This is a genomic window from Lysinibacillus sp. NPDC097279, from assembly GCF_044761745.1.
Taxonomy (GTDB): Bacteria; Bacillota; Bacilli; order Bacillales_A; family Planococcaceae; genus Lysinibacillus.
Window position 1 is genome coordinate 511,578 of record NZ_JBIWDA010000002.1, and the last position, 21,248, is coordinate 532,825.

Genomic DNA, 21,248 nt, shown 5'->3' on the forward strand with positions numbered 1-21,248 from the left:
GCAAAAAGGCGAAATATCGACATCATTACCTCGAGGCGTATTTGAGTAGGGGGTTTATTAACTTGGAGAAAAAGAAAAAACGTCTTGTAACCCGTACCATTATTTTAGTTATTTTGGCGCTTGCCATAGGGTACACTGTTTACGGGACAGCGACAAAGGATAAGGTAGAGTTAGTAGCAGTTGGCTCTGAGGCACCGAACTTCACGTTAGTAGATTTAAATGGAGAGAAACACAAACTGTCTGATTATAGAGGGCAGGGGGTATTTTTGAATTTCTGGGGAACTTGGTGTAAGCCATGTGAGAAAGAAATGCCAGCGATGAACAATCAATATCAAGTCTTTAAAGACCTAGGTGTTCAAACATTAGCTGTCAATATTGCACAAACAGATTTTGAAGTGCAAAATTTTGTCGATAAGTACGGTCTTACATTTCCTGTAGTAATTGATAAAACAAAAAGTGTTATGACTGCCTATAATGTTGGAAATTTACCTGCAACTGTTTTAATTGATCCAGATGGCAAGGTAGTTAAAATTACTACTGGAGAAATGACAGAGGCGAATATCGCTTCTTACATGGAATTAATAAAGCCAAAATGAGGGGTAATTGACGATGGAGAATATTATTTGTGCTTGTGGACATAGTAATCCGTTTGGCACGAAGCTCTGTGAGAAATGTGGTCGTCCTTTAACCGAAGAAGAAAAACAAAATAAAGTTGTCGATATGCGCTATGATGGTACGGCTATTCGCTCAAAAACGTACAACAAAACAATTGTCGATAAAATTTGGAATTTTTTCTCTAGTGTTAAAGTTGGAATCGCTTTAATTATTATCACATTAATAGCAGCTTCAATCGGTACGTTACTACCGCAAGAATTTTACGTAAAAGCTTCTGACATAGAAAAAGGAGCATATTACGAGGATGTTTATGGTTTCGTAGGGAAAATCTATTATACATTAGGTCTTTCAGATTTATATAGCTCTTGGTGGTTCCAAATTTTAGTAGGGATGCTTGCAGTTTCGATTATTGTTGCAAGTCTTGACCGTGGTATACCACTTTATAAATCATTGAAAAATCAACGAGTAAAGCGCCATGAAAGCTTTATGAAGCGCCAACGTATTATTGCTGAAGGGCAAGTGACGGAAAGCCCTGAAGAGACGCTTAATAAGGTCGAAAAGAAAATGACTGAGATGAAATATAAAGTTCGTCGAGATGGAAGTGCTTTGTTAGCAGAAAAAGGACGTTTCGCTCGTTACGGTCCGTACATAAATCATGTAGGCCTCATTATCTTTTTAGCAGGGGTTATGTTGCGTTTAGTTCCTGGTTTTTATGTCGATGAATCAATTTGGGTGCGTGAAGGTGAAAAACGTGCAATCACTGGCATGGAAGGTTATTTTATTGAAAATCATGAATTTATTTTAGAAACACATGATAATACACCACAAGGCGAACAGCTGAAACAAGGTGTAAACGTCGTTGCGAAAAACTTCCAAACGAATGTAACGTTATACAAACAGCCTGAAGATGCCATCGCAGGTGATATAGATAATCTAGAGAAGGTAAAAGATTATTCTGTTCGAGTGAACCATCCGTTAAAAGAAGCAGGCTACGCATTATATCAAATGGATTATCGTCTAAATGAATTAAAGCAAATGAATTTTGAACTAGTTAATAAAACAACTGAGCAATCACTTGGTACAGTAGAAATCGATTTAACAAATCCTAAAAAGGACTACGATTTAGGAAATGGTACATCTGTTAAACTACTTGTCTACACACCAGACTTCTCTGGTTTTGAAAATGGTGTACCGCAAACTGCGACGTCTGTTCCTAATAATCCAGCATTTCTATTTAAAATGACGACACCAGAAACACCAGAGGGTGAAACAAGCTTTGTTGCTATTAAACAAACACTAGAACCACTAGGCGAAAATCAATACAAAATGAAATTTACAAGTGTAGAAACACGAGATTTGTCAGGCTTTACGATACGTAAAGACCGCACAATCCCTATTTTATTTGTTGGTGGTATTATTTTCATGATTGGCGTTGCGATTGGTTCATATTGGAACCACCGTCGTCTTTGGTTACAAGTAGAGCCGGATGGTAAATTACTGATGGCTGCCCACGTAAACAAAAACATGTTTAGCATGAAAAAAGATTTAGATGCCGTGACTGCATTTGCTGGTCTACCACAATATCAAGATCAGTTAGATACCGCAGAAGAGGACGAAGCGTCCACAAGCCGTGGCAAAAATAAAAAGGAAGGTGACAACACCTTATGAGTTTGATTGACTTAAGTGGGAATCTATTATTTGTTGCATTTGTAGCCTATCTAGTAGCAACCTTATTATTTGGCGGTGCAATTAAACAATCCAATGCTTCAGGTAAAAATACTGATAAATGGGGTAAACTGGCAATCACAGTTACGATTATTGGTTTCCTAGCACAACTAGGTTATTTTATTACACGTTGGATTCATACAGGGCACGCTCCTGTAAGTAATATGTTTGAATTTACGACTGCTTTTGGGATGTTTATCGTTGCAGCATTCATTTTAATTTACTTTATTTATCGTCTGACAGCATTAGGATTTGTAGCGTTACCTGTAGCGCTTTTAATTATTGCATATGCGTCGATGTTCCCGAGCGAAGTAAGTCCATTAGTACCTTCATTACAAAGTTATTGGTTAACAATTCACGTAATTACAGCTGCAATGGGGCAATCAATATTAGCAATTAGTGCAGTTGCAGGATTAATTTATTTATTAAAAGTAGTTGATTTAAAGAAACCTTCAAAGCAACGTTTCTGGCTTGAAGCGGTTATGTACTGTTTAGTTGTTGTTATTGGGTTTGTTATTGTGTCATCTACATTTAGTGCTATGCATTACGAATCGAAATACACGTATCTTGATAAAGAAGGTGTATCTCGTCAAATTACTTACAATTTGCCACCGATTTTTGGTATGCACGATTATGAGGCAGTAGAGGAACATGGCATGTCGCCATTAGTAGAAATGCCTGCACTTATTAATGCGAAAAAATTAACAACGGTCGTTTGGTCATTATTAGTAGGGTCATTACTATACTTATTAATTCGCCTGATTGCACGTCGACGAATTAGCGCAATATTCCAGCCACTTGTTAAACGTGTAAATCTACAATTATTAGATGAAATTGGTTATCGATCTGTAATTATCGGTTTCCCAGTTTTCACGTTAGGTGCACTCATCTTTGCGATGATTTGGGCACAACTTGCATGGAGTCGTTTCTGGGGATGGGACCCGAAAGAAGTATGGGCTCTTATTACATGGTTATTCTATGCAGCATTCCTACATCTACGTCTATCTAAGGGCTGGGAAGGTGAAAAATCGGCTTGGTTAGCATTAATCGGCTTTGGTATTATTTTATTTAACCTAATAGCTGTTAACTTAATTCTTGCAGGTTTACACTCCTACGCGTAACAATGGGAACGAAAAGCCTTTTCGCTGCGGCGAAAGGGCTTTCTTTTCTTTTCAAGACGTTGTGTACCATGTACAATAGAGGGTAGAGAAAGTTTGGAAGAGAGGGATCGTGAAAGTGTCAGAGAATATTTCAGTATTAGTAGTAGACGATGAGGATCGTATTCGCCGCTTATTAAAAATGTATTTGGAGCGCGAAGGATACCAAGTCGACGAAGCAGAGAATGGTGAAGAAGCGATCGAGAAATCTTTAGAAAAAGAATATCACTGTATTTTACTAGATATTATGATGCCTGAAAAAGATGGGCTAGAAGTTTGTGCAGAAATTAGAGAACGTGCTGCTACGCCAATTATTTTATTAACTGCAAAGGGTGAGGAAGCAAACCGTGTACAAGGCTTCGAGCTTGGGGCAGATGATTATATTGTAAAGCCATTTAGTCCTCGCGAGGTAGTGCTACGTGTAAAAGCTATTCTACGTCGCTCACAAGCATTTTCACCTACAACAAATGCATCTTCATCTAAAGATTTAGTGGTATTCCAACACTTGATGATAGATCATGATGCTCACCGTGTAACTGCAGAGGGAATCGAAGTAAACTTAACACCGAAAGAGTATGAATTATTGTATTTCCTTGCAAAATCTCCAGACAAAGTATTTGACCGTGAACAATTACTAAAAGAGGTTTGGCATTACGATTTCTTTGGCGATCTACGTACAGTAGATACACATGTGAAGCGATTACGTGAGAAGCTTAATCGTGTTTCAGAAAACGCTGCAAAAATGATTGTCACTGTTTGGGGCGTTGGCTACAAATTTGAGGTTGTCAATGAATAGAATATGGAACAGTGTTGTCGGGAAGCTATGGGTAACCATATTGCTTCTCGTTTCATTTGTATTATTTGTTTTCACGGTTTTAATGCTCGAATTTCTTCAAAACTATCACATGCAGCAAGCGGAAATTTCATTGCGTCAAACGGCTGCAACAATAGCGAGTATAGTGGACGACAATGAGACAGCAGAATCGACTTCGCAATTATTAACAGATATTTTACCTGATGGGACAAATGCACTTATTGCCATTAATCATCTGGAAGTAACATTTGCGATGCAAGAAGGCGTTAATAAAGAAGAAATACAAGATGCAATTTTAGCGAATAAAGCATTCCACGAAGTATTTAAATCAGATGATCCTATCATTAAGGAAATGATGATGCCATCGTCGACTGATAAAGAAAAAATGGAATCGTATGTCGTGCTAGGTTTCCCATTAAATGTGGAAAATGAAGTGCATGGTGCGGTCTTTATTTACCAAAGTCCAGATGCGTTACATAAAACGTCAAAAGAGACTACGAAAATTGTCTTTTTAGCGGCGTTTATTGCTTTTGTGTTAACGACATTCTTTGCCTTTTTCCTATCATCACGTATTACTTCGCCGCTACGAAAAATGCGCGAGCTTGCGTTCGAAATTGCAAAAGGGAATTTCGAGGCTAAAATGCCGACAACGCAAAACGATGAAATTGGGCAGCTTGCAGTTGCATTCAATCAAATGGGACGCCAATTAAAGCACAATTTAGAGGTAATCAATCAAGAGAATGAGCAATTGTCCAATATTTTAACTTCTATGACTGACGCTGTTATTACGTTTAATCGTGATCGTACTATTTTACTTAGCAATCCACCTGCGGAACGCTTAATGCAAAAATGGTTTGTCAATAAAGGCTCTCAAAGTGCGAAGCCTATTCCGCCTGAGCTATATCATATGCTTGATCACGTATTAATGTTTGAGGATAAACTAGAAGAAGAAATTGAGATGGATGGAAATTATTATACATTTACGATTAGCCCGCTCTATAGTGGGGAATTGATACGAGGAGCTGTTGCTGTTATTCGTGATATGACAGAGCAGCATCGTCTAGAAAAGCTTCGCTCAGACTTTATTGCCAATGTATCACATGAGCTACGGACACCTATTTCCATGCTTCAGGGCTACTCAGAAGCACTAATGGATGATGATTTTATTCAAGATCAAGAAGAGCGCAATGAGATTACGAAAATTATTTATGATGAATCAAAGCGTATGGGACGTTTAGTTACAGATTTATTGGATTTAGCACGCATGGAATCTGGACATATGACACTATACAAAGATGAAGTACCAATTAACGCGACATTTGAGCGCATTACACAAAAATTTGCTCAAGTAGCAAAAGAGAAGCATGTGCAGCTCCTATTTAATAGTGAGTTTGATGAAGATGCGGTAATAAGCATGGATGAGGATCGTATTGAACAAGTGTTAACGAATTTAGTAGATAATGCACTGCGTCATACAGATGAGGGCTCTGTCTTTGTGAAAGTAGAGCAGGAGCCGACTTTTGCCAAAATATCTGTTCAGGATACGGGCCATGGAATTCCACAGGAAGATTTGCCGTATGTTTTTGAGCGTTTTTACAAGGCAGATAAAGCGCGTACACGTTCTAAAGGGGGAACGGGTTTAGGGCTTGCCATTGCTCGAAATATTGTAAAAGCTCATTCTGGGAATATTATGGTCGACAGCGTATTAAAAGAAGGTACAACCTTTACTTTCTATTTACCATTTGACTAACTTTGTCCGTTAAAAACCCATTGATTTGAAAAGTGTATTAGCTGACTTATGCCAATGCCTGTAAGCTTTTTGCATGGAGGTTTATACAGGTATTTGGCACATAGTGAAATTTTAAAGCAAAACATTAATTACGATGTAACTTGTGCGAGCGTTAGACGACAAATACTATGAGAACGGGGGTGGAGTGCTTTGAATGACTCCGTGTTCCATCGATTATACGATTCATACCATCAAGATGTGTTCCAGTTTCTTATTTATCTAGTAAAAAATCGTACACTTGCTGAAGATCTATCACATGAGGTGTACGTTCGTGTTCTGCGTTCTTATGAACAATTTGCAGGAAATAGCAGTGAAAAAACATGGCTTTTTGCCATTGCGAAAAATGTCGCAATAGATCATTTTAGAAAGCAGGCCGTGCGGAAAAAACATTCGCTCGATTTTTTTGACTGGGAAACGGAACAATTACATTCAACCACACCATCACCGGAAGAAATGCTACAGGCCAGTGATGAATTAATGCAGATAGAGTCTGCGCTTGAAATTTGTACAGGAGATCAAAAAATGGTTATTATTATGCGCTATTTCCAAGATTTATCGATTGCTGAAACGGCGCAAATACTTGATTGGACTGAAGCGAAGGTTAAAACGACGCAACATCGAGCCATTAAGTTTTTAAGGCAACAGCTACAACAGGTAAGGGAACAGGAGGCGAAAAGGCAATGACTCATAAACAATTTGACAACGATGAACAACTAGAACAAATGTTGAAGAATGCCCCGAAGCTGACTGATGACCGTTCGAAAGAAGAAGTGCTGAAGCGATTGCTTGCAGATGCCCGTCTGCAAGATAATATACATCTTCAAGAAGCAATGCAACAACCGACAGATTCAAAAGTGCTTGAAGAGCAAGAGCAGTCTATCGCTGTTCAAGAAAATGAAAGTATGAAGCCTGTGAAGCAGCGTAGAAAGAGTAAACTACCTATTTTTAGCAGTATTGCAGCAGTTTTTGTACTATCCGTAGCAGGGTACGTGTTTTTATCAAATAATAATCCAGTGAAGGACGAGGCAAACGCCCCTCCTGAAAACTTTTCTACGATGCAAGAGGATCAAGCAGTAACAGAAAGTGAAAATGCAGATGGTGTGATGAAAGCAAATATCGGTGCCGAACATGCACGAATGCTATCCCTTCGTACATCGGTTTACGAAGAAGATTTAGCAAATGCAGTCGTATTTAGAATCGGCTTACCAGGTGGCAATGCTGATAGCATACCAATGACCTATGTTATCCCGAATGAAAAAATAACGGCTGATTTTGGAAAGAAAAAGCCGACAACACTACAAATGTATGAAAAATACGCACCACAAATTGATGAGGAAGCGCTAGGTTTTGCTAACTATCATCCATACAAAGGTGAGTTGAAAGAAGAAGGAGAGACGCTAGTTCACGTCTTACCAGAAAAAAACGATTACGATGTAGCGTCAGCTTCCGTAACAAAATATTTAAGCTCGTTAAAGGATACGTTTACCGACTCAGAATATAAAGCGATCTCGTTAAAAAATGCAGATGGTACTCCTTATGAATTCTCACAGGCTGGTGAGCCAAGTGAGCCTATTCAGTTAACGAAAGATCATTACAACTATTATTTATATACAGAAGAAAATGGGACAGAATATTTATCGCCCGACTTCCACCAAACGTATCCAACTGTTACAGAGGCACTTATTGCCATGCGTGATAAAAGAGATGATATTTATGTACCCGTTGTCCCTGAAAATGTAACATATACAGTGAAAGAAGAAGAGGGGGGTGTTGTCATCACATTTGACGCACCGCTTGATTTGACGACAATGGAAGCAGTAAGAGCTACGCAATTAATCGAAGCCATGATGCTGACAGCTTCAAGCTTCGATAAAAAACTACGCTTAGATAACGTCGTACAGGAAAGCTGGGAAGGCTTTGATTTAACAAAGTTTTTACCCATGCCTGTAGGGGCAAATAAACAAACGATGCAGTAACAACAAAAAGCAGCTATCTATTGGGAGATAGCTGCTTTTTTGTGTGTTTCCGTGTCGGAATAATGCGGGAGGCTGAATCGCGGAATCTTGGTGCTGGAACGCGGAATCTTGTTGTCGAAGCGCGGAATTCGAGTGCTATAACGCGGAAATCAAGCTCTGAATCGCGGAATTCCAGTGCTAAAAAGCGGAATCCTTATGCTAAAGCGGAATCCATCGCACAAAGTTTAAAACATACAAATTTAATCGGGATTTTTTAAGCAGAAGTATTTACTTTTGTGCGATAAAACATTATAGTTAATTTATAAAATAATATTGATTCATCTTCGGGGCAGGGTGAAAATCCCGACCGGCGGTAATAGAGTTGTAAATCGCTAGTGTACTACAAACTACATTAGCTCGTAAGATTTACTACATGGCTCTTCAGCCCGCGACCTGTGCAAAGATTTTTTTGCATGGCTGACTTGGTGTGATTCCAAGGCCGACAGTATAGTCTGGATGGGAGAAGATGAAGGTACGATCGTCATTCGTTGTTACGAATTAAGCTATGTGCGAACGTTTTTTCAGTGTGTCTATGGATTGCACTGTTTGCACAAAAAAAGCTAGTAATGGCGCTATTTAATCATGCCTTTTCTCCCTTATGCTGATGTGCATAAGGGTTTTTTCGTGAAAAAACAATCGATTACGTCGTAACCTTTCTTCTTGCAAGATTGAATCAGCAAAGAGGAGAGAGTTTTCAATGAAGAAAAATATCAAACTGCAATCGTTTATTACGATTGGTATGCTGAGCAGTATCTCGTTTTTATTAATGCTTTTTAATTTCCCAATTCCGCCATTCCCAGCATTCTTAGAGGTGGATTTCAGTGATATGCCAGCATTACTTGCTGCTATTACAATGGGTCCAGTAGCGGGTATTTTAGTAGAGCTATTTAAAAATATATTGGATTGGATTTTCTCAGGTACGCCTACAGGGGTTCCAGTTGGTCATATTGCAAACTTTGTAACAGGTATATTATTTATTTTACCAGTATCATTTGTGTTTAATCGTTTTAAAACAATTGCAGGTCTTGTCGGAGGTTTGGCAACAGGAACAATCGTTATGGCAGTAGGTATGAGCGTTTTAAATTACGCAGTATTTTTACCGATGTACACGTATTTCTTAGGCATGGAGCCAGTAGTTGGCGATTCATTATATAAAATGATTATTGCAGGTATTTTGCCATTTAATATCGTCAAAGGTGTGCTATTAACAGCGATTATGGCGTTACTGTTCACAACGATGCGTAGATGGATTGAGCAACAACGTACAATGTATTTATCAAAATAATAAATTAAGCCTCGAGTTTATTCTTACTCGGGGTTTTTTGTTTATAGATCCATTAGCATGTGAAATCTTTGGAAATTGACTAGTCTAAATTACTATTTTAATGTACAATTAATGTGAGATTAGTTAGATTTGAGGAGATTGAAGAGATGAGTGAAAACAATGGACAATGGTCCAGTAAGTTAGGGTTTATTTTAGCATCGGCGGGTGCTGCAATTGGGCTAGGGGCTATTTGGAAGCTACCTTATGTCACAGGTCAAAGTGGGGGAGGCGCATTTTTCCTTATATTTGTGGTATTCACTTTGTTAATTGGCCTACCGATGTTATTATCTGAGTATATTTTAGGGCGTGGTACGCAATCGGAGGCGGTCACTGCTTATAAAAAAGTTGTTCCAACGAAACCTGCTTGGGCTTGGGTTGGACGCATGGGTGTACTTGGCTGTTTTTTATTATTAACCTTTTACAGTGTTGTAGGGGGCTGGATATTTATATATAGTGGCCTAGGTGTATCAGGGGCTGTTATTGATTCGACGGTTAATCCGAGTGAGCTATTTGGAAAAATTATTAGTACACCGTGGATTACGTTACTAGGTTTAGCGTTATTTACACTGGTAAATGTACTCGTCATTTCGCTCGGTGTGCAAAATGGTATTGAAAAAGCAAATAAGTGGATGATGCCATTATTATTTGTGATGTTCATCGTTCTTGTTATTCGTGCATTAACATTAGATGGGGCAATGGAAGGTGTGAAATTCTTCCTATGGCCAGATTTTACAAATATAACGGGTAAGGCGCTTTTAGAAGCATTAGGGCAGTCATTCTTTGGTTTGGCAGTCGGGTTCTCTTGTTTAGTTACATATAGTTCGTATTTGAAAAAGGATGTTAGTTTACCAAACTCTGCAGGTTCAGTAGTTATACTGACGGTGCTTGTGTCATTTTTAGCAGGACTAGCTATTTTCCCTGTAGTGTTTGCTTTTGATTTAGAGCCACAAGCTGGACCTGGCTTATTATTTATGGTGCTACCGACTGCATTTAGTCAAATGCCTTTTGGGGAAGTATTTTTAGCGCTGTTTTTATTACTGTTTTTATTTGCGACGTTAACGTCATCATTTAGTTTATATGAAATTATTGTTGCGGCATTTATAGAGAAGTGGCATATGTCACGTTCAGTCTTAACGTTGTTACTAGGAGTTATTGTCTTTATCGCTGCCATTCCGTCGGCTTTATCTTCTAGCTTGTTAGCAGATGTCTCCATTTTCGGGAAGTCGATTTTTGATGCTACTGATTATTTAGTGTCCAATTTAATGTTACCAATGGGCAACTTATTGATTGCGATTTTTATTGCTTATGTGGTCGATAAAAGCTTTGTAAAAAAGGAATTGTTAATGGGCAGTCAAATGGGGCAGGGTTTTTATAAGACATATCGCATATTAATGCTAGTGGTCGTACCGATCGTTATTATCGTTGTTTTATTAAATATGCTTTTACAAAAATAATTGAAGAGTAAAATTGTGTGAGTGCCTGTCACTCGTGCGCGCAACAAAAGCCGCAACACTCGCTATCATGCGATTTGTTGCGGCTTTGTTTTGAGTTCTCACAGAGGAATAGAAGAATTCAGAATTGTTTGCGTGCCAGGTACCTAATCTAATATTCACTTAGTGCGAGTTCACCTAACCAGCTTTTTTCTTTAATCATTTGCTGTGCTTGTAGTTCACTTTTTGCAATAGGGAATACTTTATCACATTGGGAGATCGCGAACAGTTTTCGAATAAATTCATCCGTCACAATAATGGCGATTTTCTGTTCGGCAATCGTAACTTTTTTTGCGAAATTAATAATCATGCCAAAACCGGTACTATCAATATTCGTGACATTTTGCATATCAATTACGTAGCCATGCTTTGGTTCTAAACTAATAGCATGAAGCTCATCTTTTAGCTCATCGATTAATCCGTATTCTAAATTACCTGTAAAGGCGATTGAAATGTAATCGGCTTTCGAATTAATATTTATCATATTATTCTTACTCATATCAATGCTCCTCCATATTATTTAGTGATCGATTAAAATTTAAATTTATTCACTTCGTTTTGTAGCTTTGTAGAAATTTCTGCCAATTCCTCTGATTTTAATGAGATTTCTGCTACAGTTGCATGTTGCTCTTCGGACGTAGCGGCCATTTCTTCAGAAGCTGCCGCAGAATCTTCAAGAATGCGGGAGATATCTTGTATTGCCTGTTGAACATTTAATGAATTGTCATTGACATGCGTGAATGCGGATTTCATTTGGTTCACACCTTGTTCTGTTTCAACAACATGTTCAACAATTTCTTGTAAGGCATGTCCACCTTTGCTAATGATATTCACTTGTTCCTCTACTGCAAGTAAATTACTTTCCATAGTTCGAACGGTCACAGCGGTTTCGGCTTGTATGTTTTTAATCAAATCTGTAATTTGACCAGAAGCCATACTCGACTGTTCAGCGAGCTGACGAACTTCAGAGGCGACTACAGCAAAGCCCTTTCCTTGCTCTCCAGCTCGAGCAGCTTCGATGGCGGCGTTTAAGGCTAATAAATTTGTTTGCTCCGCAATACCAGTTATGACAGTTATAATACCACCTATTTCTTCAGAGCGTTTGCCTAGTTTTTGAATCGAATCGGTAGCATATGAAACCGTATGAGTGACTGTATTTAAATGTTTGATTGCTTCATTGATAGCATCTTCTCCTTTTCGAGCGATATAAGTAGATTGAATCGCCCTATTTAAAGTTGTTTCTGCCTTTTTTAAACTATTGGTTACTTCCTCAATCGTTTTTTTCATCATTATGACAATACGTTCAGCCTGATCAGATTGAATGGTAGTACCATTTGAAATGTCGTTCATTGTTAAAGCAATTTGGTTTGAAGCTTCACTTGTTTGGTGCGATGATTCGGCTAATGTTTGCGAGGATTTAGCTATTTGATTTGCGCTATGCGAGACAATGGTCATAGTTTCTGTTAAACGCTGCTTCATATGATGAAAGGCTTGTGCTAAATTGGCGATTTCATCTTTTCCTTTAGGTTTTACTATTTTTACGTTTAAATTTAAATTAGCAAGTTCTTTAGCATTCAAACTTAGTTGATTAATTGGTGCAATAATTTGGCGCTGTAAAAACCAACTAATGCTAACAAACATTAAAATGGCAATGCCTAATGATATTGCAACATTTTCAAGTACATATTTTGTGGCGATGTTAATATAGGGTGCGGATGGTGTACCAGTCGACCACATGCCGATGATGTCGCCTTTGCTATTAAAAATTGGCTCTGTTGCCACTTGATACATACTACCTAATACATTTGTTGTACCGATAAAACGTTCTTTTTGCTCTAAAACAGCAGTAGTAAGCTCTTTAGGAGCCTTTGTGTTCACTTGACGTATACCATTTTCCACTATTGTTGTGCTAATGCGTGTATCGTGCTGAAAGATTGTCACGAAGTTACCGTCTGCTAAATTGCCAATTTCATCTACAATATCGAAATTACCAGCAATTTTTACATCTCCTTTATACAATTCATTATTTTGAATGTCCCAATCGCCAGGGATTTTAACATCAAAATATTGATAGCTTAATTGTAAATCCGATAAAAGTTTAGCATTTGCGCTTTCTAAAAAATTCTTTTTTGCTTCAAAAAAATCGATTACAGCTATAAGAGTAACCATTAACAAAATACAGGTAAGAATAAGTAAATTCATTTTTTTACGGATTGTCCATTTCACCAAAAGTCCCTCCTCATTACAGATGTACTTTATCCATGAATTTTTTTGGAAACACCGACTAAAAATTTGGTCCTTGAAAGATGTTTAAACCAAATAGAATCAACCATATTTTTGACGAAAAATAATCCTCGACCTCGATCTGTGTAGTTATGTACGTTAGGGTCGAATTGCAAAGCCTTCTCTATATCATTTTCAGTAATGCCTTGTGCTTCATCGATGACAGTTAGCTTAATCTCCTCATCGCTATGTAAAACTTGAATTTGAATTTTGCCGTCGGGAGAGGGAGAATCGATTTTTTCCATCGCTTCAATGGCATTAATCACTAATTCGTGTAAAACGAATCTTAATTCTCGACTGAAGGGTATACCATAAATATTTGTATAGTTTTCCATCACATTATCTATAAAATGAACTGCTTGTCGATTTGCTTGAACTCGCAGTGTAAATTCCATTACCAATCGCCTAACTTGTACTGCATTTACAATATCACTTGAAATAACCAGTAAAATATAAGCAAAGTTAAAGGTCATCGCCATTATATTGAGAAAGAATAGGAATGAAAACGCAAAAAATTATGTCATTGCTATACAAAAGTTATGTGTGATAAAGGAATGAATATCGTTGACTATGACGGTTTTCACCCTATGGTTTTGTCACCGTATAGTAGTAAATGCTTGTAACTCTATGTATCTTCTGAAAATGTTCATCCTTAATGTTGGTGACAGCACGTTGTATAGGAATGTTAAGACGATGCTCAATCATTTGCCTGGAGTTTGCGAAGTTTGGCTTCAATTTGGTAGATTAAGACCATTTGAAACGGAGTTTTTAGTTTATACTGGATGGAATCAATAGGTCTTTATCCACTGACGTCATTATTATAAAATTAAAGTTCGGAATATTCAAATACTTTAATAGGGGTTAATAGATATAATAGTAAAAATATCCTATTAGGTACTATTTAAATTATATTTCGTTTATAATGTACCAGTAAAATTTAAATAATGCAAGACTAATGTTATACATAAGTTTTATTTAATTAATCATTAAGTTTTATTTTGACGGAAGGGAATATATAGGTCTAATATAATATATTTATACATCTAAAATAAAGATAATTTTATTCGAAAAAATGTATGTAAGAAAACATTACATGCCCATTGCGCATTTTTATGGTTTTAGTGTACTTTAAAAACAGTTATAAAAAAACACGTTAAGAAAAATGACAATTGGAGTGGTGAAGAATGAAACATCATACAAAAGATGATATTATCCGCATGGTGAAAGAAGAAAATGTGAAATTTATTCGCCTACAATTTACTGATATATTAGGCTCAATAAAAAATGTGGAAGTACCAGTTAGTCAATTAGCGAAAGCATTAGACAATAAGGTCATGTTTGATGGTTCATCAATTGAAGGGTTTGTCCGTATTGAGGAGTCTGATATGTATTTACGCCCTGACTTAGATACATTCGTTATCTTCCCTTGGACAGCAGAAAGAGGTAAGGTAGCGCGCTTTATCTGTGATATTGCACGACCAGATGGTACAGCGTTTGAAGGTGATCCACGCTCCAATCTTAAGCGCGTATTAAAGGAAATGGAAGAGTTAGGCTTTACCTCGTTTAACCTTGGTCCAGAGCCAGAATTTTTCTTATTCAAACTAGATGAAAAAGGGCATCCAACGCTTGAATTAAATGATAGCGGAGGGTATTTCGATTTAGCACCTACTGATTTAGGCGAGAACTGTCGGCGTGATATTGTGCTTGAGTTAGAGGGCATGGGCTTTGAAATTGAAGCGTCTCACCACGAAGTCGCACCTGGTCAGCACGAAATTGATTTTAAATATGCAAGTGCTATTGAAGCGTGCGATAATATTCAAACGTTCAAACTAGTAGTAAAGACAGTCGCAGCACAGCATGGTTTACATGCAACCTTTATGCCAAAACCGCTATTTGGTGTGAATGGCTCAGGGATGCATTTCAATCTTTCATTGTTTGAAGGAGATACAAATGCCTTCTATGATGAACATGCAGAATTACAATTAAGCGAGACGGCTCGCAGCTTTATGGCAGGCATTATGAAGCATGTTCACGGCTTTACAGCAGTGACAAACCCTTTAGTAAATTCATATAAACGGTTAGTCCCAGGCTATGAGGCACCATGCTATGTAGCTTGGTCAGCTCAAAACCGCTCACCACTTATTCGCATCCCAGCAGCACGAGGACTTTCAACTCGTATTGAATTACGTTCTGTTGATCCAGCAGCGAACCCCTATTTAGCGATGGCCGTTATTTTAGCATCTGGACTTGATGGGATACGGAAAGGCTTAACACCACCAGATGCTGTCGATCGAAATATTTATAAAATGAATCGCGCGGATCGTGAATTAAATGGCATTGATAGTTTACCATCTTCTCTTGAATATGCATTACTTGAACTAGAGATGGATCATATCGTACGTGACGCACTTGGCAATCATATATTTGAGAAGTTCACAGAAGCGAAGGAAATCGAATGGAACAAATACCGCACACGCGTCCACAACTGGGAACGTGATGAATATTTGACAATGTATTAGGAAAGAAGTAATGAACTCTGTTTTGTTTTGATATATGAAGTTTAATATTTAACTAAAGCACCCGTTAGTTTGAACTGCACTCCGAATAATGGACACCTTAAAAAGTGAACTTATTCGGGGTTTTTTTTTTTCTAAAAATAAGTTCATTTTGCTTTTTAGAAATTTGACAGCAAACAGCATCATCATATTATAAGTTTTAGAAGTGAATAAATTTTAAAAATTAACATTAATATTAACATTCGTCAATATTGGCACGACTTAAAATAATATATATTTACTACGGGGAAATAAATTTTGAAGATCTATCGCTGACGGATCGCCGTGTGCGATGAAAGTTGCCTGCACGGTGAAGGCTCGTCATAAAACCGAGAGATAGAGAGGGATAAAACGAGAATAGCGTATTTTTACCTGTAACAAATGTGAGTGGAAGTTCAATAGATTTATCACCAGGTGGTGTTAGAAATACAATTACTTGGACAGATAATCAATCTTCTGTAGGAACGGTTACTTATACGATAAAACGTAACACAAGCAATAGTTTAGTAGGGGCAATTGTTTTACAATCAAGCATTGCGAGTGGTACACAACACTGGAATGATGATACAGCAACACCATTTACGACATATTATTATTTCATTGAAGCAACTAATGGTGTAGAAACGGCTGTAACTGCAGGTTATCAATTAAGAACAACTGAGAATAAGTATGCTTTAACTAAAAATTATAAAAATATCCATTTTGCCAATCTTGTATTTAATCCAGTAACAGAATCATTTGATGAAGTGTAGTATTTGCAAGTAGCCTAAACTTAGGCTACTTATTTTTAAGAGGTGAAATTAATGGAAATGTTAAATCTTACTTCGAGTAATTATAGTCTGTTTTTAAGTTTTTTGAACCCTAATCATTTTAAAAGGTTGCAATTAATGGACGCAAGTCTATGGGGAATAGGTTTAGTGAACCATACACATCCAATAGGTATCCTTATTGCAGACATCAATTTTGATAATAAGTCAGCGGCGATTACACATTTAGTTGTAAATGATAAGGAGAATGCCCATCATTTTGTTATGCAACTATATAATGAAGCGGAAAATTATTTTAAAAGGATCGGCTTTTTGATAACAGAAATAACGATTACGATGAATAGTAAATCTGATGACTTTATAAATATATTAACCAATCAAGGATGGCATGGGAATGTACAAGGCATAGATAAATATGTGCTGGATTTTAAGCGAATACAACAAAATGAGTGGTTATGGAATTTAGAAATCCCAACTAGTTTAACAGTAGTACCTTGGAGTCAGCATGTGAGTGAGATATTTAGAAAGGCAATTTCTAATAAGAATAAGTTTGATGATCATGTCTATCCTTTTGTTCAGAATTTAGGCGTTATCGATGAAGAATTTAGCTTTGCTTTATTTCTTGAAGAGGATTTAGTGGGGTGGTGTATTGCTGAGAGAGTTGCACAGAACATGATACTTTTACCACACTCTTATGTGAAGCGTTTGCCCGTTACCAGAGCGGGAGGAGGGGGGATGTTAGTGTATGCGCCTGTTGTCAAAAGGGCAATAGAAGAAAACATGTTCGTGACATTTTTTACTGATGGAGATAATACATCTATGCAAAACATTATTAATAGACGTTTTAAAGAATGTATTATACAAAAGAAATTATTAGTTCGTTTAGTAAAAAAAGAGAAGGTTACTATTATTCATTAGCCTCCTATTGAACCAAATCTCCATTGATGGATGGCGGTTAGGAATCGCTAGGTATGTTTTTATTGGATTTAGAAAAGCTACAGTTGGAATATGATAAAACCAGCTCTATTATATTAGAGCTGGTTTTTATGGCTAATGAATTTTAAGGAAGTCTTACTCCTTTGAAGTGTCATCCGTTTTATTTTCGTCATCCATGTGATCTTTATGTGTTGAAGGTGCTTCAGTATCGTTGGGTTCTGTTTTGTCTTCTTTCGATGTACCACAACCGAACAGTAATCCTGTTGTTAAAATTGCTGTAAAAGTACCGATAATTAATTTTTTCATAGTTCACCTCATAATAGATTTTGATAAGTTATTCTTGCCCTAAATTATGACTGTATATTCAATGCAAAAAACAAAAAAGTAAAGTTACTGAAGTAACCTGTGCTCTTGGATTAATGAATTCAACCACAAAAAAGAGCGTTAATCCTTCTTGGATAAACGCCCCATCGTTTACTGCATAGAATTTCGCACTTTCTCAGGAATCATGACTACTTCAGTTTGTAATTCTACAGGGTTAAAGGTCTTATTTTTTCATACAAGCCATTTTTCAGGGGAATTCATTCAACGCTCTGAAGAAAGTCACGAGCATCGATTCTTTGATCGTACCAATCTCCCGCATTTAAACAGCCATCAAGCTCGATTTATTCAAGATTGGGTAAACAACCAAGTAACGCGTAATGGAGTCGATCTGCAAATTCCATTACGCAGTTTAGAGGCGTTCTCTAGTCCAAATAGTTACCGCTTAGTATAGCTTACCTTTTGTTAATATAACTGCATTCCCACCGACCATTACACGTGGATTATTTTTATGTATTAATTTAGTCATAATCGTAGAAGGTCTGCCCATGCTTGCCCCTTGCAAAAATTTGTACTCTTGATTAAATTCGTTTAATACTTGGTTATGGAAAAGATAATAGGTTAATGCAGCATTTGAAGTACCTGTAGCAGCTTCTTCATCAATCCCATAGAGTGGGCAAAAGTTTCGACTCTCCGCAATTCCTTCTGCTGTGTCGAGCGTAAATGCATGGACTCCTCCTATGTTATTAATTTTTGAAAAATCAGCAAGTGCTTTAAAATCAGGATTTATCGCATGCAAAGCATCTTTTGTTTTTATTGGAAGCATAATATCCCAAAGTCCTGTACTTGCGGCTTGAGGTACTAAATTAAACGTTTGATCGCCTATTTGGCTTTTATTTATTTTGAAAAGCGCTGATAAGGAATCGTAATCATCAAATATTTTTCCAAGCTTAGGCTCAGCTTGCTCCATCATAATGAATGATTGTTTTAGCTCAACCGCAAGAGTGCCAGCGAGTGTTTTCATGTAGTAAGTATTGTTATCTTCAATTGCTTTGCTATCTAGTAGTGCTTTGAAGGAGGCAACTGTTGCATGCCCGCAAAGATCCACCTGTGAAGTCGGAGTAAAAAATTTTATTTCAAATTTTTTATTGTCTAATTTTTTGATAAAGGCTGTTTCTGAAAAGCGAACTTCAGTCGCGAATTTTTGCATAAACACTTCATTTAAATTTTCGTGGATAACGACACCAGCAGGATTCCCGCTAAACATTGTTTCAGTAAATGCATCGATTACATAATATAACAAATCTATTTCCCCTTTTAATAAATTATTTCGTAATTTTATTTTAACAATAATTAGTACACTATGGCTTGCAAAAGGGAATAAAGGAATATCTTAATTTTTTATAGAATAGAAATGGGGAGGTTAAAATAGAAAGGTGAGATAAGGGTGGGACAAATTAAGATTTATGGTGTTAAGGACAAATTAAATCCGATTAAGGAAACGTTATCGACTATTATTCATTCTTGTATGATGGAGGCATTAGCATATCCAGCAGATAAGAAATTTCATCGCTTTTTCCCAATGGATAAGGAGGATTTTTTGTTTCCAAGTGAAAGAACTGAAGCCTATACCATTATTGAAATTAGTATGTTTGAAGGTCGAACGATGGAAACGAAAAAACAATTACTCGCATTGCTATTTGAAAAAATTAACAATCTATTGAGTATAGCTCCTCAAGATATAGAAATTACTATTTTTGAAACACCTAAGCATAACTGGGGGATAAGAGGACTACCAGGGGATGAGTTAGCATTAAATTATAAAGTTAATGTTTGATTTTTCTTAGACGATTAATAAACTAGAAGAGGTGAACATTGTGCTAAGAAAAGGCTACTTTATAGACAAGGAAAAAAATCAGATTTATAACAATGAAGTAGTTGTGGCAAGTAAAATTTACTCTAATAATATTACGTTACAGGAACTTGGACAAATGATTTTTAATGGCGTAGTAGAAGACATATTTATCTGTAACTATCAAACGGAACGAAAAAGTACATTAGAGCGTTTATTCATACAGGATGTTAAGTCAGAATGGCATACTAAGTATAAAAATAACATTTGCCTTGATGATGAGGCATATTTAAATGATTTCCCAAATGGATATTGCTTTTTTGTTGAGCTTTGGGAAAGCGAAAAAGGTACAACTATTTTGGTATTATTTCAATATCATTAAAGGTCAAAAAAAGTGGAGATGATTATATTAGTGGCTTATGTTGCGCTACAAAAACGACAGTAAAAAAGTGTTAGATTGACCGCGGCCAATCTAACACTTTTTTTATATTTTTATAATTTAATCGTCCAACCAAATGTATCTTCAAGCGTGCCATTTTGGATGCCTGTTAATGTATCATATAGCATTTGTGAAACTTCGCCAATCTCACCGTTATTAATGACTATTTTTTCATCTCGCCATTTTAATTCTCCGACAGGCGAAATAACCGCTGCTGTTCCAGTACCAAATGCTTCTTCCAACGTGCCGTTATGATAAGCCTCTACCACTTCGTCGATTGAAATACGACGTTCCTCAACTGGAATGTTTTTCGCCTTTAATACTTGAAGCATTGAATTACGTGTAATTCCTGGTAAAATGCTCCCGTTTAATGCTGGTGTGATAACTGTTCCATTTATTTTGAAGAAAATATTCATGCTTCCTACTTCTTCGATGTAACGGTGTTCTTTACCGTCTAACCATAATGTTTGAGAGTAGCCTTCCTTATGGGCAATTTCTTGTCCTTTTAGCGCACTCGCATAGTTACCAGCTGTTTTTGCTTCGCCAGTTCCACCAGCAACAGCACGTACAAAATGTTGTTCCACCATGATTTTTACTGGATTAATGCCCTCTTTATAATAAGAGCCTGATGGAGACATAATGATAATAAATTTATAATTATTAGAGGGGTGTACGCCTAAGTGTGGCTCCGTAGCAATAATAAATGGACGGATGTAAAGAGATGTTCCTGGTGCTTTAGGAACCCACTCACGATCCAATGCTACTAACTGCTTTAACGCCTCTAACGCCAATTCTTCATCAATTGCTGGAATGACAATACGCTCATTCGAATGATTTAAGCGGCTAAAATTACGGTCAGGACGGAATAAAAGTACTTCATTATCCACTGTTGCATATGCTTTTAATCCTTCAAATACAGCTTGTCCATAATGGAAAACTGCTGCAGAAGGATCTATTGAAAGCGGCTGATACGGGATAATGCGTGGATCATGCCAGCCCTTGCCTTCTGTATAATCGACTATAAACATATGATCTGTAAAAAATTGACCAAAACCTAATTGGTCTACTGCTGGTTTTTCTTTTGGGTTTGTTGTTATTTCTTTTGTTATCTCTAACATCGTCATATCCTCCGCGTATTGTGTCATTAGATGAAATATCTATAATAC

At 37.0% G+C, this 21,248-nt stretch carries 21 protein-coding genes and 1 riboswitch; of the genes, 15 read left to right on the forward strand and 6 right to left on the reverse strand.

The genetic code is table 11. The annotated features are described in order from the left end of the window. Nucleotides 1-62: 62 nt before the first annotated feature. The 9 genes from resA to ACIQ1H_RS12650 all read left to right on the forward strand — a co-directional run bounded on the left by resA (nucleotide 63) and on the right by ACIQ1H_RS12650 (nucleotide 10,893). Nucleotides 63-596, forward strand: coding sequence for a thiol-disulfide oxidoreductase ResA (gene resA, locus ACIQ1H_RS12610; RefSeq protein ID WP_173478270.1), 534 nt, complete (start codon nucleotides 63-65; stop codon nucleotides 594-596). Nucleotides 597-609: 13 nt separating this feature from the next. After that, nucleotides 610-2,283, forward strand: coding sequence for a cytochrome c biogenesis protein ResB (resB, locus tag ACIQ1H_RS12615; RefSeq protein WP_402889166.1), 1,674 nt, complete (start codon nucleotides 610-612; stop codon nucleotides 2,281-2,283). Further along, a complete protein-coding gene (ccsB, locus tag ACIQ1H_RS12620) occupies nucleotides 2,280-3,461 on the forward strand; it encodes a c-type cytochrome biogenesis protein CcsB (protein ID WP_173478272.1) in 1,182 nt (393 codons plus the stop codon). The genes resB and ccsB overlap by 4 nt, the downstream gene beginning before the upstream one ends. Nucleotides 3,462-3,576: 115 nt before the next feature. After that, nucleotides 3,577-4,293, forward strand: a complete 717-nt coding sequence (locus ACIQ1H_RS12625; protein ID WP_024361488.1) for a response regulator transcription factor — start codon at nucleotides 3,577-3,579, stop codon at nucleotides 4,291-4,293. Further along, on the forward strand, nucleotides 4,286-6,061 hold the full coding sequence (locus ACIQ1H_RS12630; protein ID WP_173478273.1) for an ATP-binding protein: 1,776 nt from the start codon (nucleotides 4,286-4,288) through the stop codon (nucleotides 6,059-6,061). Before ACIQ1H_RS12625 ends, ACIQ1H_RS12630 begins: the two co-directional genes overlap by 8 nt. 189 nt (nucleotides 6,062-6,250) lie before the next feature. After that, the gene (gene sigX, locus ACIQ1H_RS12635) at nucleotides 6,251-6,784 is read left to right on the forward strand and encodes an RNA polymerase sigma factor SigX (protein WP_173478274.1); all 534 of its coding nucleotides are present in this window, start codon (nucleotides 6,251-6,253) and stop codon (nucleotides 6,782-6,784) included. Further along, on the forward strand, nucleotides 6,781-8,076 hold the full coding sequence (locus tag ACIQ1H_RS12640) for an RNA polymerase subunit sigma (RefSeq protein ID WP_402889169.1): 1,296 nt from the start codon (nucleotides 6,781-6,783) through the stop codon (nucleotides 8,074-8,076). Before sigX ends, ACIQ1H_RS12640 begins: the two co-directional genes overlap by 4 nt. Before the next feature lie 315 nt (nucleotides 8,077-8,391). Then, nucleotides 8,392-8,587, forward strand: a riboswitch (FMN riboswitch). A 225-nt stretch (nucleotides 8,588-8,812) separates the two neighbouring features. Next, nucleotides 8,813-9,400, forward strand: a complete 588-nt coding sequence (locus tag ACIQ1H_RS12645; protein ID WP_173478276.1) for an ECF transporter S component — start codon at nucleotides 8,813-8,815, stop codon at nucleotides 9,398-9,400. Between the two features lie 146 nt (nucleotides 9,401-9,546). Further along, the gene (locus ACIQ1H_RS12650; RefSeq protein WP_402889171.1) at nucleotides 9,547-10,893 is read left to right on the forward strand and encodes a sodium-dependent transporter; all 1,347 of its coding nucleotides are present in this window, start codon (nucleotides 9,547-9,549) and stop codon (nucleotides 10,891-10,893) included. A 148-nt stretch (nucleotides 10,894-11,041) separates the two neighbouring features. Here ACIQ1H_RS12650 and ACIQ1H_RS12655 read toward each other — a convergent pair whose 3' ends face one another. The 3 genes from ACIQ1H_RS12655 to ACIQ1H_RS12665 are packed head-to-tail and all read right to left on the reverse strand — an operon-like array spanning nucleotide 11,042 to nucleotide 13,607. Continuing rightward, the gene (locus ACIQ1H_RS12655) at nucleotides 11,042-11,428 is read right to left on the reverse strand and encodes an STAS domain-containing protein (protein WP_402889173.1); all 387 of its coding nucleotides are present in this window, start codon (nucleotides 11,426-11,428) and stop codon (nucleotides 11,042-11,044) included. 32 nt (nucleotides 11,429-11,460) lie between these two features. Further along, on the reverse strand, nucleotides 11,461-13,155 hold the full coding sequence (locus ACIQ1H_RS12660) for a methyl-accepting chemotaxis protein (protein WP_402889174.1): 1,695 nt from the start codon (nucleotides 13,153-13,155) through the stop codon (nucleotides 11,461-11,463). Nucleotides 13,156-13,184: 29 nt separating this feature from the next. Beyond that, nucleotides 13,185-13,607, reverse strand: coding sequence for an ATP-binding protein (locus tag ACIQ1H_RS12665; RefSeq protein WP_402889175.1), 423 nt, complete (start codon nucleotides 13,605-13,607; stop codon nucleotides 13,185-13,187). 789 nt (nucleotides 13,608-14,396) lie between these two features. On the opposite strand from ACIQ1H_RS12665, the gene glnA reads away from it, so the two are divergent. The 3 genes from glnA to ACIQ1H_RS12680 all read left to right on the forward strand — a co-directional run bounded on the left by glnA (nucleotide 14,397) and on the right by ACIQ1H_RS12680 (nucleotide 17,452). Then, the gene (gene glnA, locus ACIQ1H_RS12670; RefSeq protein WP_402889176.1) at nucleotides 14,397-15,731 is read left to right on the forward strand and encodes a type I glutamate--ammonia ligase; all 1,335 of its coding nucleotides are present in this window, start codon (nucleotides 14,397-14,399) and stop codon (nucleotides 15,729-15,731) included. 419 nt (nucleotides 15,732-16,150) lie between these two features. Beyond that, entirely contained in the window at nucleotides 16,151-16,519 is a 369-nt protein-coding gene (locus ACIQ1H_RS12675) for a hypothetical protein (RefSeq protein WP_402889178.1), read from the forward strand. A 51-nt stretch (nucleotides 16,520-16,570) separates the two neighbouring features. Continuing rightward, on the forward strand, nucleotides 16,571-17,452 hold the full coding sequence (locus tag ACIQ1H_RS12680) for a hypothetical protein (RefSeq protein WP_402889180.1): 882 nt from the start codon (nucleotides 16,571-16,573) through the stop codon (nucleotides 17,450-17,452). 153 nt (nucleotides 17,453-17,605) lie between these two features. On the opposite strand, the gene ACIQ1H_RS12685 is transcribed toward ACIQ1H_RS12680, so the two are convergent. Next, nucleotides 17,606-17,776: a hypothetical protein gene (locus ACIQ1H_RS12685; protein ID WP_173478282.1), complete on the reverse strand. Its 171-nt coding sequence runs from the start codon at nucleotides 17,774-17,776 to the stop codon at nucleotides 17,606-17,608. Nucleotides 17,777-17,978: 202 nt separating this feature from the next. Between ACIQ1H_RS12685 and ACIQ1H_RS12690 the strand changes: the two genes are divergently transcribed. Then, entirely contained in the window at nucleotides 17,979-18,245 is a 267-nt protein-coding gene (locus ACIQ1H_RS12690) for an NUDIX hydrolase (RefSeq protein ID WP_402889182.1), read from the forward strand. Here the strand turns inward: ACIQ1H_RS12690 and ACIQ1H_RS12695 are convergent. After that, nucleotides 18,237-19,094, reverse strand: coding sequence for a PhzF family phenazine biosynthesis protein (locus tag ACIQ1H_RS12695; protein WP_402889183.1), 858 nt, complete (start codon nucleotides 19,092-19,094; stop codon nucleotides 18,237-18,239). The genes ACIQ1H_RS12690 and ACIQ1H_RS12695 overlap by 9 nt on opposite strands. A 144-nt stretch (nucleotides 19,095-19,238) precedes the next feature. Between ACIQ1H_RS12695 and ACIQ1H_RS12700 the strand changes: the two genes are divergently transcribed. Together ACIQ1H_RS12700 and ACIQ1H_RS12705 are read left to right on the forward strand one after the other, a co-directional pair. Continuing rightward, nucleotides 19,239-19,628 carry a tautomerase family protein gene (locus ACIQ1H_RS12700; RefSeq protein ID WP_402889184.1) on the forward strand — a complete coding sequence of 130 codons (390 nt, stop codon included), beginning with the start codon at nucleotides 19,239-19,241 and terminating at the stop codon, nucleotides 19,626-19,628. 40 nt (nucleotides 19,629-19,668) lie between these two features. Then, entirely contained in the window at nucleotides 19,669-20,025 is a 357-nt protein-coding gene (locus ACIQ1H_RS12705; protein WP_402889186.1) for a hypothetical protein, read from the forward strand. A 110-nt stretch (nucleotides 20,026-20,135) separates the two neighbouring features. Here the strand turns inward: ACIQ1H_RS12705 and ACIQ1H_RS12710 are convergent, their stop codons facing one another. Further along, nucleotides 20,136-21,206 (reverse strand): branched-chain amino acid aminotransferase, encoded by a 1,071-nt coding sequence (locus tag ACIQ1H_RS12710; RefSeq protein ID WP_402889500.1) that lies wholly within the window; start codon nucleotides 21,204-21,206, stop codon nucleotides 20,136-20,138. Between the last annotated feature and the right edge of the window lie 42 nt (nucleotides 21,207-21,248).

What these genes read in the sequence shown, in the direction of transcription:
- ACIQ1H_RS12640 (WP_402889169.1), top strand. Translation starts at nt 6,781, where the DNA reads ATGACTCATAAACAATTTGACAACGATGAACAACTAGAACAAATGTTG.
- resB (WP_402889166.1), top strand. Translation starts at nt 610, where the DNA reads ATGGAGAATATTATTTGTGCTTGTGGACATAGTAATCCGTTTGGCACG.
- ACIQ1H_RS12645 (WP_173478276.1), top strand. Translation starts at nt 8,813, where the DNA reads ATGAAGAAAAATATCAAACTGCAATCGTTTATTACGATTGGTATGCTG.
- ACIQ1H_RS12710 (WP_402889500.1), bottom strand. Translation starts at nt 21,206, where the DNA reads ATGACGATGTTAGAGATAACAAAAGAAATAACAACAAACCCAAAAGAA.
- ACIQ1H_RS12655 (WP_402889173.1), bottom strand. Translation starts at nt 11,428, where the DNA reads ATGAGTAAGAATAATATGATAAATATTAATTCGAAAGCCGATTACATT.
- ACIQ1H_RS12690 (WP_402889182.1), top strand. Translation starts at nt 17,979, where the DNA reads ATGACTACTTCAGTTTGTAATTCTACAGGGTTAAAGGTCTTATTTTTT.
- ACIQ1H_RS12650 (WP_402889171.1), top strand. Translation starts at nt 9,547, where the DNA reads ATGAGTGAAAACAATGGACAATGGTCCAGTAAGTTAGGGTTTATTTTA.
- ACIQ1H_RS12685 (WP_173478282.1), bottom strand. Translation starts at nt 17,776, where the DNA reads ATGAAAAAATTAATTATCGGTACTTTTACAGCAATTTTAACAACAGGA.
- ACIQ1H_RS12680 (WP_402889180.1), top strand. Translation starts at nt 16,571, where the DNA reads ATGGAAATGTTAAATCTTACTTCGAGTAATTATAGTCTGTTTTTAAGT.
- ACIQ1H_RS12630 (WP_173478273.1), top strand. Translation starts at nt 4,286, where the DNA reads ATGAATAGAATATGGAACAGTGTTGTCGGGAAGCTATGGGTAACCATA.
- ccsB (WP_173478272.1), top strand. Translation starts at nt 2,280, where the DNA reads ATGAGTTTGATTGACTTAAGTGGGAATCTATTATTTGTTGCATTTGTA.
- glnA (WP_402889176.1), top strand. Translation starts at nt 14,397, where the DNA reads ATGAAACATCATACAAAAGATGATATTATCCGCATGGTGAAAGAAGAA.
- ACIQ1H_RS12665 (WP_402889175.1), bottom strand. Translation starts at nt 13,607, where the DNA reads ATGGAATTTACACTGCGAGTTCAAGCAAATCGACAAGCAGTTCATTTT.